This is a genomic window from Celeribacter baekdonensis B30, from assembly GCF_000299875.1.
In the GTDB taxonomy this organism is placed as follows: Bacteria; Pseudomonadota; Alphaproteobacteria; order Rhodobacterales; family Rhodobacteraceae; genus Celeribacter; species Celeribacter baekdonensis_A.
The window spans coordinates 110,415-127,522 of record NZ_AMRK01000006.1 but is presented as its reverse complement, the minus strand read 5'-3'; the positions used below and the strand labels follow the sequence as shown (position 1 = coordinate 127,522).

The window sequence follows — 17,108 nt, the reverse complement described above, 5'->3', positions numbered from 1 at the left end:
ACCGATCAGCCGCGCAACGCGCCGCCGGTGGCCTTTTCGACTTTCGCAACGATCTTGGCCGAAATCTCTTCGAGATCTTTGTCTTTCAACGTCGCATCCACAGGCTGAAGGCGCACAGTGATCGCCAGCGATTTTTTGTCTTCGCCCAAAGAGCCACCGATGAATTCGTCAAACACGCGGACCTCTTCGATCAGCACTTTGTCGACGCCTGCGGCCGCATTGACCAAATCCAACGCGTTGACGGATTTATCGACGACAAAGGCGAAATCGCGTTCGACCGCTTGCAGGTCATTGGTGAAAAACGCCGAGCGCGCCACTTTGCTGCCACGCGGCAAAGGTGCCTCTTCCAGATAGACGGTAAAGGCCATTGCCGTGCCTTTGACGCCCATTTCCTTGAGCACTTTCGGGTGCAATTCACCAAACTGCGCCAAGACCTTTTTCGGACCGAGGCAGATTTTGCCCGACCGACCAGGGTGGAACCACGGCGAGGTGTCGCGCAGGATTTGCGCCTTTGCGGGCGCACCGATGGCGGCCAAAACCGCCTCGGCATCGGCTTTCGCATCATAAAGATCCATCACCCGGCGTGCGCCATGGACGTCTTTTGGACCAGAGGCCCCGACCAAAAGCCCCGCCACTTGCAAATGCTGTTCGCCCGGCTCACCGCCATGAAAGGCAGGGCCGCATTCAAACAGTGACAGATCGGCAAAGCCACGCGCCTGATTCCGTGCAGCGGCTTGCAACAGACCGATCAAAAGATCGGGGCGCATGTGGCTCATCTCGGAGGAAATCGGGTTTTCCAATTTCACTGCATCCGTCCCACCGCCAAAGAGTTTGGCAGATTTTTCGTCCACGAAAGAATAGGTGACGCATTCGTTATACCCCAAGGCCGCCGCTTGATGGCGCGCGGCACTTTCGCGGACCTGCATCGGCGTCAGGATCGGTTTGGCGACGCCTGCGGGCCGGGTCATGGCCTTCGGCGCAAGGTGGGTGAGGCTTTCAACACGCGCCACCTCTTCGACCAAATCGGCCTCGCCCAATACGTCGGGACGCCAGCTTGGCACCTGCGCCATATCGCCATCCATGACAAAGCCGAGGCTTTCCAAAATGGCAACCTGACGCGCGGGGGCGATGTCCATGCCAACAAGGCTCTGCACCCGGTCGGTATCAAGGCGATAAGCGCGAGACACATCAGGCACGGCACCGGCCATCACCACGTCAGAGGCCTCACCGCCACAAAGCGCAAGGATCATCGCGGTGGCATCATCCAAGGCCTGCATATTGTAGGCCGGATCAATGCCACGTTCGTTGCGATAGCGCGCGTCCGAATTGACTTTCAACGCACGTCCCGCCTTGGCGATGTCGAGCGTGTTCCACACCGCGGCTTCGACAAACACATCCACGGTGTCGTCGGAACATCCGGTCTCTTCGCCCCCCATGATGCCGCCGATGCTCTCGACTTTGCCGCCTGAGAAAATACACATCGCGCCCTCGGGCATTGTGTAGGTCTTCTCATCCAAGGCCAACAATTCCTCGCCGCCTTTGGCGCGATCAATCACCAAACCGTCTTTGACCGTTGCCGCGTCAAACACGTGCAGCGGGCGGTTGCGGTCATAGGTGAAGAAGTTGGTTACATCGACCAGAATGGAAATCGGACGCAGACCGATGGCGGTCAAACGGTCCTGCAACCACATCGGCGAGGGGCCGTTCTTCACGCCGCGAATATAGCGTCCGCCAAAGAGGTAACAGCCATCCTTGGCCGCCTCCGTGATCTCAACCGAGATCGGATTGGCGAATGTGGACTCGACGGTCTCAACCTTGAGCGGCTTCAACGTGCCAAGACCCCGTGCGGCCAGATCGCGGGCGATGCCATGCACGCCAAGCGCGTCGGGGCGGTTCGGCGTGATCGCAATCTCGATCACCGGATCGACTTTCGACGGATCGGTCTGGGCCAGATAATCCGCGAATTCCATGCCGATCTCGCCGCCTTCCAACTCGATGATCCCATCGTGATCTTCGCCCAGGTTCAGCTCGCGCATCGAGGCCATCATGCCGTGGCTTTCGACGCCGCGAATTTTGCCAACCGAAATGGTGATGTCGAGGCCGGGGATATACATGCCTGGTTTGGCGAGCACTGCGGTGATCCCCGCCCGCGCGTTCGGCGCGCCGCACACAATCTGGGTCATGCCCTCATCGGTCTCGACCTTGCACACGCGCAACTTGTCGGCGTCCGGGTGTGGCTCGGCCTCTTGGACCTTGACCAATTTAAACCCCTTCAACGCATCGCGGGGGTTTTCAACGCCTTCGACCTCAAGCCCCAAATCGGTGAGCGCATAGAGGATGTCATCAAGGGAGGCGTCCGTTTCCAGATGCTCTTTGAGCCAAGAGAGGGTGAATTTCATGTCGTCATCTCCTTTGCCTGCTGTCTTTTGGCGGGCGTGTCCTGCGATGGGAGGGGGCGTCAGCGGACGCTCAAATCCTCGACCAGTTCAAATGTTTCAAACACCAATAACGTGTCGCGGTCCAACACGCCTTTCGTGCCAAAGGCCTTGGCGGTGCGTTTACGCCAGGCCTCGATGTCCTTGTCCTCGCCCTCGGCCAGGGCCAGTTGAGGCGTCACGTGGCGGAACTTGATCTTTTCAACGGTGAGCGTGCGCACGACCATGGCGGGGCTGCCGTCCCAGTTGGCGATGATGTCGCACCGGCCCTTTTGCGGCAGGGCACCTTGGTCGTTCTCAAACTCCGACCACGGCAGGCAAGTGGCGGTTTTTTGTTTGGCCGCGACCAACCTGTTGAGATGCTCAACCCGGCCTTTCGTGTCGGCCAATTTAAACGTCCCCGCCCCCGGATAGGTGACTTGGAGGTCTTCCATGTTGTCGTTATGGTCGGTCATTTTTTCGGGTCTTTCGCCTTAGAAGCTCGGATGGCCAGCGTGTTAAGGATACTGTCGAGGCTCGCGGCGGTATCCAGATGCTCTTTGAGCCCGGAGAGTGTGAATCTCATCTTAGCCTCTTATACCCACTTCCACGCCTGTAGAATGACGAAAATCGCCAAGGCACCACACGTCCCTAACAGCATGTACGCTATAAAGTCCGCGGCATCTCGAAGAGCCAGTCTTTTTTGCAGAATGTTTTCCAAGTTTGTCTTCCATGTGTCCGGAGAAGATTCTGAGAATTTTGCTTCATCCAGTTTGCGGAGCCAACGAGGAGGAAAGCACCCACGCTTCTCAATTGGTGCGAATATAGGGTTCGCGGAAAAGGCGAGTAGCAAAGCAAAGACCAAGTAAAATAGACAACAAAAACCTGCAACAAGGCTAAGCAACACCCACAACAACAATGGCAGTGTCCCAATTGACGCCTCTGAAACCATTGAAATGATGCCAGCCCTAGCTGGTTTTTCTAGTGAAATAAGCCAGCTAACAACTGTCGCAGCTCCAGAAAGCACTGCGACAACTGCCAAGCACATTTTCTGTCCTTGCGCGCGCACTTTTTCAAGCTCAGCAGCCAGAAATTGGGGGTATTCGCCTGCCATGCCAAACTTCACGCCAACATAGTTGAAAGTATCACTCACCCGTGAATCCCCCCAGCCAGCGTCGGAACCCCCAGCGGACTGAACCCATAGTGACGCAACCAGCGCAGGTCTGAGTCAAAAAACGCCCGCAAATCGGGGATGCCGTATTTCAGCATCGCCAAGCGGTCGATGCCCATGCCAAAAGCGAAGCCTTGCCATTCTTTCGGGTCGATCCCACCGGCTTGCAACACGTTCGGGTGCATCATGCCGGAGCCCAAGACTTCGAGCCAATCGTCGCCCTCGCCCACGGTGACAGACCCGTTTTCCCAGCGGCATTGCACATCGACTTCGGCGGAGGGTTCCGTGAAGGGGAAATGCGAGGCGCGGAAACGGGTTTTGACCTTGGTGCCGAAAAATGCGGTGTAGAATTCTTCCAACACCCATTTCAGGTTCGCCATGGAGATGTCCTTGTCGATGGCCATGCCTTCGACTTGGTGGAACATCGGCGTATGGGTTTGGTCATAGTCCGAGCGATACACCCGACCCGGCGCGATGATGCGGATCGGCGCGCCCTGGTCGATCATCGAACGGATTTGCACCGGGCTGGTGTGGGTGCGCAAGACGTGGTTCGGGCGATCATCCCCCTCGGCACGGTGCATGTAAAACGTGTCATGCTCTTGGCGCGCGGGGTGATGCGGCGCGATGTTGAGCGCGTCGAAATTGTGCCAATCGTCTTCGATCTGTGGGCCCTCTGCGACGGCAAAGCCAAGATCGGCAAAGATGGCGTAGATTTCCTCGGAGACGCGCGAAATCGGGTGCAGGGTGCCTTGCCGGCGGGCGCGCGACGGCAATGTCACGTCCAACCATTCCTCGGCCAAACGCGCATCCAAAGCGGCATCTTCGAGCGCAACCTTCTTGGCGGCCAGCGCAGAGTTGATCTCGTCTTTCAAAGCATTGAGTTTCGGCCCCATCTCTTGGCGCTCTTCCGGGGTCATTTTGCCCAGTTCGCGCATCTTGAGAGCGACTTCGCCCTTTTTGCCAACGGCCTGAAGGCGAATGTCTTCGAGCGTGGCTTCGTCCCCCGCCGTCAGAATGGCGGTGAGGTATTTGTTTTTCAGATCGTCCATCCCGAACCCTCTGTTTCCTAAAGCGTCACGCCTTTAACCTGAGACAGGGGAAAGGCGTGACGCTGCCAGACATATCAATGTTGTGGGCGTTCCGCCATAAACCCGTGAAACAGGTTTATGGCGGAACGCTTTATTCCCCGCTTGGTATCACGGGAGGCCCAAAAGACAAGAAGCCGCGAGACCCTAAGGTCCGCGGCTTCCTAAATAATTCAACTCCAATAGGGAGTGAGCTTACGCGAGCGCGGCCTTCGCCTGATTGACGATGGCCCCAAATGCATCCGGCTCGTGGATGGCGAGATCGGCGAGGACTTTACGGTCCACTTCGATGCCAGCCAAGGACAGGCCGTTGATGAATTTGGAATATGTCAGGGACTCGTCGTGGCTACGCACAGCTGCGTTGATCCGCTGAATCCACAAGGCGCGGAAGTTACGCTTACGGACTTTACGGTCGCGTGTGGCGTATTGGTTGGCCTTGTCGACAGCCTGTGTGGCGGTGCGGAAGTTACGCGAACGCGCGCCATAATAGCCTTTTGCGGCTTTGATGACTTTGCGGTGACGGGCGTGGGTGACGGTACCACCTTTGGTGCGGGACATATCTGTGTCTCCCTATTAACGGTTGTACGGCATATAGGATTTCACGATCTTCGCATCGGGTGCGGAGAGCGTGGTTGTCCCACGTGCGTCACGGATAAATTTCGTTGTACGCTTGATCATGCCGTGGCGTTTGCCGGCTTGACCCGCTTTGACCTTGCCAGTGGCGGTCATTTTGAAACGCTTTTTAGCGCTCGACTTTGTCTTCATCTTTGGCATTTCCATCTCCTTATTCGAGTGATCGGATGGTTATACGCGCGACTCGGCATGCCATTTCGCCGGACGCGCACCATGAGCGCGTGCAAGTACAGGCCAATTCGGGTGTTTGCAAGCCTTGAGTTTCAGATGGGCTTAGAAATAATGCCCGATCACCCGCATCACGGCATCCGGGATGTCGTTGATGGCATATCCACCGGGGTGTTTGGTGACGGCGGCGACCAAAAGCCCGCCGCCGATCATCACCATGATCGCCGCCCCCCGTGGGGGACGACTGTCGGAAAAGGCGCTGACAAAGGCCGGAACGGCGAGCACACAAATCGCGGTGCCCAGCACAAGAAAAAGATCCGTATCCATCATGCCGTTCCTTTGAAAGGCCTTACGCTGCGGCCATTATTCGGGATCGGTGTTGAAAATCAAGCGTTCCTCGCAGGGCGCGACGCGCAAGATGTTGGTCGATCCCGGTTGGTTGAACGGAATGCCTGCAATAACGACGATTTTGTCGGCCTCTGTGGCAAAGCCCGAGGTCCGCGCCGCACGCGCCGCATTGACCACGGCCATTTTAAACCGTTCGACTTCGCCGGTCATGACACAATGCATCCCCCAATAGAGGCACAGCTTGCGCGCGGTGCCCCGGCGCGAGGTCATGGCAATGATCGGCACATGTGGCCGTTCGCGCGCGGTGAGCGCCGCCGTGGTGCCGGATTCGGAATAACACACAATGGCTTTGATCTCGGTGGTTTCGGCGATTTCGCGCGCCGCGGAGACCATAGCATCGGCCACGGTTTTCTTTTTGGTGCCAGAGCGCGAAGCATCCAAAACATCGCGGTAGACCGGATCGTTTTCGACCTCTTTGGCGACGTTGCTCATCGTGGTCACGGCCTCGACCGGGTAATTCCCCGCCGCAGATTCCGCCGACAACATGATCGCATCCGCGCCCTCATAGATGGCGGTGGCCACGTCAGAGACCTCGGCGCGGGTTGGCATCGGGCTTTCGATCATGCTCTCAAGCATCTGGGTCGCCACGATCACCGGCTTGGCCGCGGCGCGACATTTGCGCGTCAGGCGTTTTTGGATCGGCGGCACGGCCTGAACCGGCAGTTCCACGCCCAAATCACCGCGCGCGACCATGATCCCGTCAGAGACGGCCAGAATGTCATCAAAACTCTCCACGGCGGAGGGTTTTTCGATCTTCGCCAAAACCGAGGCGCGGCCTTTGACCAGCTCTTTGGCCTGAAGCACATCTTCGGGACGCTGCACAAAAGACAACGCCACCCAATCGACGCCGAGTTCGCAGACGAATTCGAGATCTTTAAGGTCTTTCGGCGACAGTGCGGCCAGCGGCAACACCACATCGGGAACGTTCACGCCCTTGCGGTTCGAAATCGTCCCGCCAACCACCACAACGCAATTGGCGTAATCTTCGCCGCAATCTTCGACGGTCAGGCGAATTTTGCCATCATTGACCAACAGTGAAGCGCCGGGTTTGAGGGCGGCAAAAATTTCGGGGTGCGGGAGTTGCACGCGTTTGCCATCACCATCCGCCGCGTCCAGATCGAGGCGGAACTTGTCGCCCTCCTCCAAATCATGCGCACCGGAGGCAAATTTACCCACCCGCAATTTCGGCCCCTGTAGGTCGGCCAAAATCGCAATCGGGCGGCCAAGATCGGTTTCGATCTTGCGAATGATTGCATGGCGGGCACGGATTTCTTCATGGTCGCCATGGCTCATATTCAAACGAAACACATCCGCACCGGCCTCTGACAGCGCGCGGATGGTGGTATAGTCATTGGAAGCGGGGCCCAAAGTGGCCACGATTTTCACATTCCGAAGGCGTCTCATTATGCCTTTAATCCTCTCGGTTTTTGTAGGTTCGCGGCGGGCCACCCCCTCTATGCCGCAAATGGCCTTGCGGCACAACTGGCCCTTTCCCATCAAAGCGCGTATTGGGGAATGACATGGCAAGGTGACGTTAAAATGACCGAAAAAGCCCCATTTCTCATCTTTGGCGCGGATCGTCCAGGTCGGTTTCTGGTGACCTGCGATCACGCGACGAACCGCGTGCCTGAGGAATTGGGCGGCGATCTTGGCATCTCTGAGGCCGACATGCAGCGCCATATTGCCTATGACATTGGCGCGCGTGGGGTCACGCGGGAATTGGCGCGCCTGTTGAACAGCCCCAGCATCGAAACCGATTTTTCGCGGCTTGTGATCGACCCAAATCGTGGCGAAACCGACCCGACTTTGGTGATGAAACTCTACGATGGCACGATCATTGCCGGCAATCGCAATGCTGACGCCGCAGAAGTCGAACGCCGCCTCAACGCCTATCATCGCCCCTATCATATGGCGTATGAAGCGCTTGCCGCACAGCGTGACAACGTGGTGATCTGTGCGGTGCATTCCTTTACGCCGCAACTCAAAACCCGCCCGCCCCGCCCGTGGCAAATCGGCATCTTGTCGGCCTATGATCGCCGCTTCACCGACCCGTTTATCAAGGCGCTGGAGGCTTCACCGACCTTGAAAGCCGAGGTTGAGCAGCGCGGTGAACGGTTGGTGATTGGCGACAACGAACCCTATGACGGCCACCTCCCCGGCGATGCGATTGACATCCATGCGCTCAAACACGGACGGCTCAACCTGTTGATTGAACTGCGCTCTGATCTGATCGAAACTGAGGCGGATCAGCTCCGTTGGGCGGGGCTTTTGGCACCGATTTTAACCGAGACCCTCAAAACAACAGGACTGTAACCCATGCCCCATGTCGTGATTGATTTTTCCGCTGGTTTAGAAAACAGCTTTGACATGGATTTGCTCTGTAAATCCGTGTTTGACGCGCTGATTCTGGATGTTGAAATCAACGCGCCCGCACTCAAAATTCGCGCCCGACCGCAACCCTATTTTCACATCGGAACCGAACCGCAGACCTTCGCCCATGCCACGTTCTACCTTTTGGCCGGGCGCGCGGATGACACCAAGGCACGACTGTCCGACATCGTGTTGCACGCGATGGATGCGGTGCTGCCCAATGTCGGCAGCCTCTCTGTAGATGTCCGCGACATGAACAAAGCCGCCTATGCAAAACGTGTGAAAGGATAAGTCAAATGGACCAAATCGACGCAAAAACCATGATCGAACTTGAGGCCGCCGCCTTTCGTACCTTACGCGCGCATTTGATGGAAAAGCGCACCGATGTGCAAAACATCGACATGATGAATCTGGCCGGGTTTTGCCGCAATTGCCTGTCGCGTTGGGTGCAAGAAGCCGCCCATGAGCGCGGTATTGAAATGAGCAAAGACGAGGCGCGTGAGCTGTATTACGGCATGCCCTATGAGGACTGGAAAGCCCAGTCTCAGACAGAAGCCAGCGCCGAACAACACGCCGCCTTCAAAACGGCTTTTGCCGAAAACGTAGGCGAAGCTGACAAATCATAGCTTTCCCTCGCGCAACAATCCCGCGAGATTTGAGATATTGTTGCGCGTAACCCAGTGTAATATTAATAGTTTATTGACCAAAACACCCCGCTCTGAAATAGCCGAGCAAGGGTGTTTTTCGATTTTTCCAACACCGAATTTTTACAAGCTCAAGGATTTGAACATGCTTCTTGCACTGCTTGCTTTGCCAATGCTGATCGGCGCGGTTTACGCTTTGGATCTCGGGGACTCGTCTGATGACACAGAGACGGACGACGATCCGATAGAGGATATGCCAGAACAGCCCACACCGGAAACAACGATCGAAATGGCTCCGACGGACAATGCCTATGAAGGCACGGATGAGAGCGAAGAAATCCTTGGCACCATGGGCGGCGAAGAGATTGTCACCAACGGCGGTGATGACCTTGTTCAGGGCTACGGCGGCAACGACGCCATATCACTTGGCTCAGGCAATGACTGGGCCCACGCCGGGTCGGGTGACGATTATGTCGAAGGCAATGGTGGCGATGACGTGATCTATGGCGGCAAGGGCGATGACACCGTCGAGGGCGGCTATGGCAACGATTATTTGTTCTTGGGCGGGGGCAACGATTATTCAGGGATTTCGTCGGGTGATGATGAGATAACTGGCTCCGGATATATGGAAACCGGCGATGATTACATCGACGGCGGCGCGGGCGATGACCTGATGATCGACGAGATTGGCGCAAACATCCTCCACGGCGGAGACGGTGACGACAGGATATTTGGCGAGGATGTCAAGGGCACAGAGGCCCCGGACATGTTGTTTGGCGATGACGGCGATGACTACATCGTGGGTGACGATGGCGACACAATGACCGGCGGCGCGGGCGCCGATACCTTTGGCCTGTTTCAGTCTGGGGACACTGACAGCGTTTTCATCACCGATTTCAACACCGACGAAGATGATCTTATCATCAAGTGGTTGGACCGGGATCTCAGCCACCTCACGTCGGGCGAACTCCATACCCCAGAAAACGACTCCACACTCACCTATCGCGACACCGACGCCGGTTTGGCCATCGACATTGATGGGACCGAAGTGGCCGTTCTTGCCGGGCTGACCGAAGACGATTTCCCAAATATAACAATCTACGCCAGCGGAGTGGCTGGATATTATGACGCGATATACGACCACGCCGTGACCGAAGGCGAGGTGTTCAACGGTACAGATGCGCGGGAATATATCATCGGCACTTCATCAGATGATACGATTTTTGCTGGCGGTGGCGATGACACCATCACCAGCGGAGGCGGAGATGACACCCTCGTCGGCAATGGCGGAAACGATTTCATCTACGCTGGGACGGGTAACGATATTGCCGAAGGCGGCTGGGGCGATGATCGCATTGAGCTTGGCGGTGGGGATGACACCTATGGCTTTGGCCTGACCGCCGGCAATCTGGAAGACAACGCCCAGATCTACTTGCAAGGCGGCAATGACACGGTGCTTGGCCAAGAAGGGAATGATACGATTATCGATATCTCGGGTGCGAATGTTTTGAGCGGCGGAGAGGGTGACGATATTCTCTATGGCTATGACGTCGTGGATGAGCTCGCCACCTCGGGCAATCTTCCGCCTGAGACCGGCGATACCTCCGATCACTTGATCGGTGGCGCGGGCAATGATGTGATTTTCGCCGATAATGGCGATCAGGTCACCGGCGGCACCGGGGCCGACTCGATTGCCGCCGCCTTCCAGCGCGATATTGCGGAAACCGCGATCACCGTCACCGATTTCGACCTGAGCGAGGACAAGCTCATTGTGGATGTCTATGGCAACAATCTTCAGGAATTGACCAACGAAGAACTGAGTTTTTCTGACACGCCTGAGGGGCTTGCGGTCACCTATCTGGGTGAAACAGTGGCTGTGCTCAATGGTATCACCGCCGCGAATTTGCCAGCCGATCCGTCAAGTATTTTTGAAATCCTCCTATAAAAGGCACGGCTTTCAAGGCACCCAGGGCCTGACCCCGACGGTAAGACACGAAAAAGGCACCGCCTCGCGAGAGACGGTGCCTTTTACATGAAAACAATCGGATCAAATCGCGGTTTTCAGCATCTCTTCGACGTAAATCTCACGCAGGCGCTTGGCGATGGGGCCCGGTGTGCCATCGGCAATCATCTCGCCATCAATCTCGATCACCGGCTGGGAGAACCCGGTCGCGGAGGTCACGAATGCCTCATCCGCCTCTTGCGCCTCGGCAATGGTAAAGGGACGTTCCTCGACCTTGATCTGCGCCTCTTCGGCAAAGCGCAGGATCGCGGCACGGGTGATGCCGTGAAGGATGTCGCTGGACAGTTGGCGGGTGATGATCGTGCCATCTTTAACGATATAGGCGTTGTTGGCGTAGCCCTCGGTCACAAAGCCATCTTCAACCAGCCACGCATCTGAACACCCGGCGCGTTTCGCCTGCATCTTGGCAAAAGACGGGTAGAGAAGTTGGGTGGTTTTGATGTCGCGACGACCCCAACGCAGGTCCTCGACGGAAATCACCTTGATGCCCTCGTCCATGGTTTTGGAATTCAAAAGCGGCTTGGCGAAGGTGAATAGCACGATACCGCCCGGCACCTCTTCGGGGTCCGGCCAGACGAAATCACGGTCAGAGCCAGCACCACGGGTGATCTGAAGATAGACACCGCCCTCGTCGATGTTGTTTTTCACGATCAATTCCCGGTGGATCGCCAACAGTTCGTCCATGGTGACCGGGGACGCCATCTCAAGTTCAGACAGCGAGCGTTCGAGACGCGCGGTGTGGCCGGCAAAGTCGATCAACTTGCCGCCGATCACCGATGTGACCTCATACACCGCATCCGCCATCAGGAAGCCACGGTCGAAAATGGATACTTTGGCCTCGGTTTCCGGCAGGTATTCGCCGTTCACATAGACGGTGCGCGTCATCATGATCTCCTTAAATGACGGGGCTTAGCCCCAAAGCGCGCGAACAGGCGGGTGAACGCCCTCCGCGTCGAATTTTAATGGTTCGGCACGGTCTTCGGCCAAAAGCAGAGGTCCGTCAAGGTCCACAACGCGCGCCCCTTGGGCGACAAGCACCGCAGGTGCCATCGCCAAAGACGTCCCGACCATACAGCCGACCATGATGCCGTAGCCCTCGGCCCTTGCCGCATTGCGCAATTCCAAGGCCTCGGTGAGCCCCCCGGTTTTGTCGAGCTTGATGTTGATGACATCGTATTTGCCCTTCAACTCCGGGAGACTCGCCCGATCATGACAGGATTCGTCGGCGCAGACCGGAAGGGGTCTCGCAATCTCCGCCAACATATCATCCTGCCCCGCAGGCAAGGGTTGCTCCACAAGCTGCACGCCAAGCCGCACCAAATGCGGCGCAAGGTCCGAATAGACCTCGGCGGACCACCCCTCGTTCGCGTCCACAATAATTTTCGATTTTGGCGCGCCGCGACGCACCGCCTCAAGCCGGGCCATGTCATCGGGCGTGCCGAGTTTGATTTTCAACAGCGGCCGATGAGCATGTTTGGCGGCAGCGGCCTCCATGCTTTCGGGCGTGCCGAGCGAGAGCGTGTAAGCGGTGATCATCGGGATCGGCGCGGGCAGGCCCAACATCTGCCACACGCGTTTTCCGGCCCGCTTTGCTTCCAAATCCCAAAGCGCACAATCCACCGCGTTGCGCGCGGCACCGGGGTGAAGCGCCTCTTGCAGGGTCGCGCGCGTGATGTCCTCGGGCAGCGTCATGATTTCCTCCGTGACGCTCTCAAGGCTTTCGCCATAGCGCGCATAAGGCACGCATTCGCCCCACCCCATCAGATCGCCATCGGTGGCGCGCACGGTCAGGACTTTGGCCTCGGTGCGCGACCCGCGCGAGATGGTAAAGACCTCGGCCAAGCGGAAACTCTCGGAGGTGACGGTGAGCTTGGTCATGAACTCTTCCCTAACAAATATGAGGGCCTAAACATGAGGGCGCCCGAAGACGCCCTCGTTTAATCTTAGACGTTCGCCAATGCTGCGACCAGACGCGCCGCGCCATGGCGGAACGGATCGACCGCGGGCAGGCCCATCTCGGCTTCAACCCGCCCGAGATAGGCGACAGCCTCTTCTTCGGACATGTGTTGGGTGTTCACGGAGATGCCAACCACGACACAGTCCGGGTTTGCCACTTTGGCCAAGGTCAGCGCCACATCGCGCAGCGCTTCAAGCGTCGGCAAAGCATATCCCGGCAGGCCGCGCATATGTTCGCGGGTCGGTTCGTGACACAGGATCAGCGCATCCGGTTGACCGCCATGAACCAAAGCCATGGTCACGCCAGAATAAGAGACGTGGAACAGGCTGCCCTGACCCTCAATCAAATCCCAATGATCATCGTCATTGTCGGGCGTCAGATATTCGATCGATCCCGCCATGAAATCGGCCACAACCGCGTCCAAAGGAACGCCGTCGCCGGTGATCAGAATGCCGGTCTGACCCGTGGCGCGGAAGGTGGATTTCATTCCCTGAGCGCGCATTTCCGCGTCCATTGCCAGCGCGGTGTACATTTTCCCCACCGAACAATCGGTGCCAACAGCCAAACAGCGTTTGCCGGACCGCTTTACGCCATTGGCAATGGGGTATTTCACCGAAGGGACACGCACGTCATGCAACGTGCGACCGCAGGCTTTGGCCACGGCGACGAGGTCTTCCTCGTCGCGCAGCAGGTTATGAAGGCCCGATGCCAGATCGAACCCCTCCTCCAGCGCCTGGATCAGAACTTTTTTCCAAGCCGGGCTGATCACGCCACCCCGGTTGGCCACACCGATCACCAGCGTCTTTGCGCCCGCCGCTTTGGCCTCGGTGAGGTCCATGTCGGGCAATTTCATATCGGCTTTGCAGCCGTCCATACGGAATTGACCAAGGGCAAATTCCGGGCGCCAGTCCTTGATCCCCTGCGCCACTTTTGCGGCCAGTTGGTCAGGGGCGTCACCGAGGAAAAGAAGGTATGGCGTTTCAATCATGGCAGCTCTCCAGTTGCGTTTGAATGAGTGTGCTGGTGAATCGCTGCAATGTGCTTCGAAAATTGGGCAGCAACGCTGTCCTTTTGGGATAAATACGTCATTTATTTCATATTCTCGGGAGATACTTTCTTATGTGTACAAAATAGGCAAAAAATAAACTTGGTTTGTGGACTGATGCGGGATTTGCCGCAGGAGCAAAATGACTCTTGCGGATATTTGCGCAAGATTATATCAATGCGAACATCAATTTAGAAACATCGTTACCGAAAGGAACCGACATGTCCTTCCGCCTTCAGCCCACCCCCGTGGAACGGCCAAACCGGTGCCAACTTTTTGGCCCAGGCTCAAACACCAAACTGTTCCCGAAAATGGCGGCATCGGACGCGGATGTGATCAACCTCGACCTTGAGGATTCTGTCGCGCCGTCCGACAAAGACATCGCCCGCGCCAATATCATCGAAGCCATCAACACGATTGATTGGGGCAAGAAAACGCTGGCCGTGCGGATCAACTCGCTCGACACCCCCTATTGGTATCGCGATGTGGTCGATCTTTTGGAACAGGCCGGTGAGCGTCTGGATCAGATCATGATCCCGAAAGTCGGTTGTGCCGAGGACATTTATGCCGTTGATGCCTTGGTCACCGCAATTGAGCGCGCCAAGGGCCGGACCAAGCGGATCAATTTCGAAGTGATCATCGAATCGGCGGCGGGTATTGCCCATGTCGAAGCGATCGCCGCAAGCTCCCCACGCATGGTGGCGATGAGCCTTGGTGCTGCGGATTTTGCCGCAAGCATGGGCATGCAAACCACGGGTATCGGCGGCACACAAGAAAACTACTACATGCTGCACGGCGACACCCGCCACTATTCCGATCCGTGGCATTGGGCCCAGACCGCCATCGTCGCCGCCTGTCGCACCCATGGTGTGTTGCCGGTCGATGGTCCGTTTGGCGATTTCTCCGATGACGAAGGCTACCGCGCACAGGCGCGCCGCTCCGCAACATTGGGCATGGTCGGCAAATGGGCGATCCACCCGAAACAGATCGCCTTGGCCAATGAGGTGTTCACCCCCTCCGAGGAAGCCGTCGCAGAGGCCCGCGAGATTTTGGCCGCAATGGAAATCGCCAAAGCCAATGGCGAAGGCGCGACCGTGTACAAAGGCCGGCTCGTTGACATCGCGTCGATCAAACAGGCTGAGGTCATCGTGGCCCAGTCCGAATTGATCGCCAAGAGCTGATCTCCTCCGGCTGGGGCGGGGAGGCCCTGACTGTTGAGGTGACGCGCGCCCTGGGGAGCAATCCTCAGGGCGCATTTTTTACTGCAAAGGCACGCAGATCAGCGTGACCAAATCCTCGGGAGCTGTGTCCATCGGCGTGTTTTCATAAAGCTCATAAGGCGGCGCATCGCGAGGCACTTCGCCGCTTTGCGGCAACCACGACCCAAACAGCGTGGCATAGGCATTGGACAGGCCCTCATAGGGGCCAACATAGCGCAAAACCGCATATTTGCCGCCGACCAAAGCAATCTCCTCCAATGGCTCTTCGATCAAGGCCCCCTCCGGCACACTCATCCCCGCATAGGAGCGCAACGCGTCCAAAGGCACCGAGGACGGATCGTCCAGATAGACACCAATCATCGGCCCTGCCTGTTGCATCATCCCGCGCGCGCCAAACACGGCACCGGCTTTGCCAAAGGCTTGGTTCACTTTCATATAATCGCCCAGATGCGCAATCGCAGCGAGGCGATGGGCGGGCATATCGCGAATGTCGATGTCGTACATGGTAAACTCCTTTTGCCGTGGCAGTGTCTCGGACAACGGCTGGGGCGTGACAAAGCCACGCTCCCGAAACGCGCCGGGGCTCATTCCATTTTGATCGCGAAAGGCGCGCGAAAAACTGGACAGATTGGGATAGCCATGGCGGGCGGCGATTGCCTCAATCGGCTCACCTCCGCGCAACAATTCAGCCGCCGCAGCGCGCAACCGCACGCGCCGCACCGCCTGTGCCACGGTTTCCCCGGTCATCGCGCGAAACACCCGATGAAAATGGAATCGGCTGAGCGCGGCCACCTCCGCCAATTGGTCCAGCGACAAATCCCCTTCCAAATTGGCCTCGATATAGGTGAGCACGCGCAACAGTCGATGATCGTAATCTTGTGCCATTTTTTGCCCCTTTCGCCCCTTGTCCTCGCATAGATGCGCTTTGCAAATCTTGCCGAGTTGCACCGGCGCGCGAAAATCGCCATATACAGACAAGACCAGTGTCGGAGTACAGCATGACCCATTATCTCGAATTCGAAAAACCCCTTGCGGAAATCGAAGGCAAAGCCGAAGAACTGCGCGCCTTGGCGCGGGCCAATGCGGAGATGGATGTGGAAAAAGAGGCCGCCGGCCTTGATAAGAAAGCTGCCGACATCTTGAAAGACCTCTACAAAGGTTTGAGTCCTTGGCGCAAATGCCAGGTCGCGCGTCATCCGGATCGTCCGCATTGCCGCGACTATATCGAGGCGCTTTTTACCGAATACACCCCCTTGGCGGGAGACCGCAATTTCGCTGATGACCATGCGGTGATGGGCGGCCTGGCCCGGTTTAATGATCAGCCCGTTGTAGTCATCGGTCAGGAAAAGGGCCATGACACCAAATCGCGCATCGAACGCAATTTCGGCATGGCGCGCCCCGAAGGCTACCGCAAAGCCATCCGTTTGATGGAGCTTGCGGATCGGTTTGGCCTTCCGGTGATCACTTTGGTCGACACCCCCGGTGCCTACCCCGGCAAAGGCGCCGAAGAGCGCGGTCAATCCGAAGCCATCGCCCGCTCGACGGAAAAATGCCTGCAACTGAAAGTCCCGCTGATCTCCGTGATCATTGGCGAAGGCGGTTCTGGCGGGGCAGTCGCCTTCGCCTCGGCCAATAAGGTCGCGATGTTGGAACATTCGGTCTATTCGGTGATCACGCCGGAAGGCTGCGCCTCGATCCTTTGGAAAGACGCCGAGAAAATGCGCGAAGCGGCTGAGGCCCTGCGCCTGACCGCGCAGGATTTGCAGAAACTCGGCGTGATTGATCAGATTATTCCCGAACCTCTGGGCGGCGCGCAACGCGACCCGCAAGCAACCATCGCCGCCGTTGGCAAAGCGATTGAAGCCCTGCTTGCACCGCTGAAAAAGAAAAAGCCCGATGCGATCCTGAAAGAGCGTCGTAAGAAGTTCCTGGACGTGGGGTCAAAAGGACTCGCGGCCTAACACATTTAT

Annotated in this window: 18 protein-coding genes; 6 read left to right on the top strand and 12 right to left on the bottom strand. The window is 57.4% G+C overall.

Features of this window, described 5'->3' with window-relative positions:
- Window positions 1-5 precede the first annotated feature (5 nt).
- The 8 genes from pheT to pyk all read right to left on the bottom strand — a co-directional run bounded on the left by pheT (window position 6) and on the right by pyk (window position 7,283).
- Window positions 6-2,399: a phenylalanine--tRNA ligase subunit beta gene (pheT, locus tag B30_RS12255; RefSeq protein ID WP_009572400.1), complete on the bottom strand. Its 2,394-nt coding sequence runs from the start codon at window positions 2,397-2,399 to the stop codon at window positions 6-8.
- Window positions 2,400-2,458: 59 nt separating this feature from the next.
- Window positions 2,459-2,890, bottom strand: coding sequence for an ASCH domain-containing protein (locus tag B30_RS12250; RefSeq protein WP_009572399.1), 432 nt, complete (start codon window positions 2,888-2,890; stop codon window positions 2,459-2,461).
- Between the two features lie 119 nt (window positions 2,891-3,009).
- Window positions 3,010-3,567 carry a hypothetical protein gene (locus B30_RS12245; RefSeq protein ID WP_009572397.1) on the bottom strand — a complete coding sequence of 186 codons (558 nt, stop codon included), beginning with the start codon at window positions 3,565-3,567 and terminating at the stop codon, window positions 3,010-3,012.
- Window positions 3,564-4,634, bottom strand: coding sequence for a phenylalanine--tRNA ligase subunit alpha (pheS, locus tag B30_RS12240; protein WP_009572396.1), 1,071 nt, complete (start codon window positions 4,632-4,634; stop codon window positions 3,564-3,566). Before pheS ends, B30_RS12245 begins: the two co-directional genes overlap by 4 nt.
- Window positions 4,635-4,865: 231 nt before the next feature.
- Window positions 4,866-5,228 (bottom strand): 50S ribosomal protein L20, encoded by a 363-nt coding sequence (gene rplT, locus B30_RS12235; protein WP_009572395.1) that lies wholly within the window; start codon window positions 5,226-5,228, stop codon window positions 4,866-4,868.
- 15 nt (window positions 5,229-5,243) lie between these two features.
- Window positions 5,244-5,444: a 50S ribosomal protein L35 gene (gene rpmI, locus B30_RS12230; protein WP_009572394.1), complete on the bottom strand. Its 201-nt coding sequence runs from the start codon at window positions 5,442-5,444 to the stop codon at window positions 5,244-5,246.
- A 132-nt stretch (window positions 5,445-5,576) separates the two neighbouring features.
- Window positions 5,577-5,798 carry a hypothetical protein gene (locus B30_RS12225; protein WP_009572393.1) on the bottom strand — a complete coding sequence of 74 codons (222 nt, stop codon included), beginning with the start codon at window positions 5,796-5,798 and terminating at the stop codon, window positions 5,577-5,579.
- Window positions 5,799-5,834: 36 nt separating this feature from the next.
- Window positions 5,835-7,283 carry a pyruvate kinase gene (gene pyk, locus B30_RS12220; RefSeq protein ID WP_009572392.1) on the bottom strand — a complete coding sequence of 483 codons (1,449 nt, stop codon included), beginning with the start codon at window positions 7,281-7,283 and terminating at the stop codon, window positions 5,835-5,837.
- 135 nt (window positions 7,284-7,418) lie between these two features.
- On the opposite strand from pyk, the gene B30_RS12215 reads away from it, so the two are divergent.
- From B30_RS12215 to B30_RS12200, 4 genes are all read left to right on the top strand, one after another.
- Window positions 7,419-8,192 (top strand): N-formylglutamate amidohydrolase, encoded by a 774-nt coding sequence (locus B30_RS12215; protein ID WP_009572391.1) that lies wholly within the window; start codon window positions 7,419-7,421, stop codon window positions 8,190-8,192.
- Window positions 8,193-8,195: 3 nt separating this feature from the next.
- Window positions 8,196-8,540, top strand: coding sequence for a 5-carboxymethyl-2-hydroxymuconate Delta-isomerase (locus tag B30_RS12210; RefSeq protein ID WP_009572390.1), 345 nt, complete (start codon window positions 8,196-8,198; stop codon window positions 8,538-8,540).
- A 14-nt stretch (window positions 8,541-8,554) separates the two neighbouring features.
- Window positions 8,555-8,875, top strand: a complete 321-nt coding sequence (locus B30_RS12205; protein WP_040402437.1) for a DUF1244 domain-containing protein — start codon at window positions 8,555-8,557, stop codon at window positions 8,873-8,875.
- A gap of 163 nt (window positions 8,876-9,038) precedes the next feature.
- The gene (locus B30_RS12200) at window positions 9,039-10,838 is read left to right on the top strand and encodes a calcium-binding protein (protein ID WP_009572388.1); all 1,800 of its coding nucleotides are present in this window, start codon (window positions 9,039-9,041) and stop codon (window positions 10,836-10,838) included.
- A 102-nt stretch (window positions 10,839-10,940) separates the two neighbouring features.
- Here B30_RS12200 and B30_RS12195 read toward each other — a convergent pair whose 3' ends face one another.
- From B30_RS12195 to dgcN, 3 genes are all read right to left on the bottom strand, one after another.
- Entirely contained in the window at window positions 10,941-11,801 is an 861-nt protein-coding gene (locus B30_RS12195) for a D-amino-acid transaminase (protein WP_009572387.1), read from the bottom strand.
- 24 nt (window positions 11,802-11,825) lie between these two features.
- Window positions 11,826-12,794: an N-acetyl-D-Glu racemase DgcA gene (gene dgcA / locus B30_RS12190; RefSeq protein ID WP_009572386.1), complete on the bottom strand. Its 969-nt coding sequence runs from the start codon at window positions 12,792-12,794 to the stop codon at window positions 11,826-11,828.
- A gap of 65 nt (window positions 12,795-12,859) precedes the next feature.
- A complete protein-coding gene (gene dgcN / locus B30_RS12185; RefSeq protein ID WP_009572385.1) occupies window positions 12,860-13,861 on the bottom strand; it encodes an N-acetyltransferase DgcN in 1,002 nt (333 codons plus the stop codon).
- 278 nt (window positions 13,862-14,139) lie between these two features.
- Here dgcN and B30_RS12180 point away from each other — a divergent pair, with 278 nt between their 5' ends.
- The gene (locus B30_RS12180; RefSeq protein WP_009572384.1) at window positions 14,140-15,099 is read left to right on the top strand and encodes an L-malyl-CoA/beta-methylmalyl-CoA lyase; all 960 of its coding nucleotides are present in this window, start codon (window positions 14,140-14,142) and stop codon (window positions 15,097-15,099) included.
- A gap of 78 nt (window positions 15,100-15,177) precedes the next feature.
- Here the strand turns inward: B30_RS12180 and B30_RS12175 are convergent, their stop codons facing one another.
- The gene (locus B30_RS12175; RefSeq protein WP_009572383.1) at window positions 15,178-16,023 is read right to left on the bottom strand and encodes an AraC family transcriptional regulator; all 846 of its coding nucleotides are present in this window, start codon (window positions 16,021-16,023) and stop codon (window positions 15,178-15,180) included.
- A 113-nt stretch (window positions 16,024-16,136) separates the two neighbouring features.
- On the opposite strand from B30_RS12175, the gene B30_RS12170 reads away from it, so the two are divergent.
- Window positions 16,137-17,099, top strand: a complete 963-nt coding sequence (locus tag B30_RS12170; protein ID WP_009572382.1) for an acetyl-CoA carboxylase carboxyltransferase subunit alpha — start codon at window positions 16,137-16,139, stop codon at window positions 17,097-17,099.
- Window positions 17,100-17,108 lie beyond the last annotated feature (9 nt).

Excerpts from the sequence above, each read along its gene's own strand:
- pheT (WP_009572400.1), bottom strand. The coding sequence starts at position 2,399 with ATGAAATTCACCCTCTCTTGGCTCAAAGAGCATCTGGAAACGGACGCC.
- B30_RS12250 (WP_009572399.1), bottom strand. The coding sequence starts at position 2,890 with ATGACCGACCATAACGACAACATGGAAGACCTCCAAGTCACCTATCCG.
- pheS (WP_009572396.1), bottom strand. The coding sequence starts at position 4,634 with ATGGACGATCTGAAAAACAAATACCTCACCGCCATTCTGACGGCGGGG.
- rplT (WP_009572395.1), bottom strand. The coding sequence starts at position 5,228 with ATGTCCCGCACCAAAGGTGGTACCGTCACCCACGCCCGTCACCGCAAA.
- rpmI (WP_009572394.1), bottom strand. The coding sequence starts at position 5,444 with ATGCCAAAGATGAAGACAAAGTCGAGCGCTAAAAAGCGTTTCAAAATG.
- B30_RS12225 (WP_009572393.1), bottom strand. The coding sequence starts at position 5,798 with ATGGATACGGATCTTTTTCTTGTGCTGGGCACCGCGATTTGTGTGCTC.
- pyk (WP_009572392.1), bottom strand. The coding sequence starts at position 7,283 with ATGAGACGCCTTCGGAATGTGAAAATCGTGGCCACTTTGGGCCCCGCT.
- B30_RS12215 (WP_009572391.1), top strand. The coding sequence starts at position 7,419 with ATGACCGAAAAAGCCCCATTTCTCATCTTTGGCGCGGATCGTCCAGGT.
- B30_RS12210 (WP_009572390.1), top strand. The coding sequence starts at position 8,196 with ATGCCCCATGTCGTGATTGATTTTTCCGCTGGTTTAGAAAACAGCTTT.
- B30_RS12200 (WP_009572388.1), top strand. The coding sequence starts at position 9,039 with ATGCTTCTTGCACTGCTTGCTTTGCCAATGCTGATCGGCGCGGTTTAC.
- B30_RS12195 (WP_009572387.1), bottom strand. The coding sequence starts at position 11,801 with ATGACGCGCACCGTCTATGTGAACGGCGAATACCTGCCGGAAACCGAG.
- dgcA (WP_009572386.1), bottom strand. The coding sequence starts at position 12,794 with ATGACCAAGCTCACCGTCACCTCCGAGAGTTTCCGCTTGGCCGAGGTC.
- dgcN (WP_009572385.1), bottom strand. The coding sequence starts at position 13,861 with ATGATTGAAACGCCATACCTTCTTTTCCTCGGTGACGCCCCTGACCAA.
- B30_RS12180 (WP_009572384.1), top strand. The coding sequence starts at position 14,140 with ATGTCCTTCCGCCTTCAGCCCACCCCCGTGGAACGGCCAAACCGGTGC.
- B30_RS12175 (WP_009572383.1), bottom strand. The coding sequence starts at position 16,023 with ATGGCACAAGATTACGATCATCGACTGTTGCGCGTGCTCACCTATATC.
- B30_RS12170 (WP_009572382.1), top strand. The coding sequence starts at position 16,137 with ATGACCCATTATCTCGAATTCGAAAAACCCCTTGCGGAAATCGAAGGC.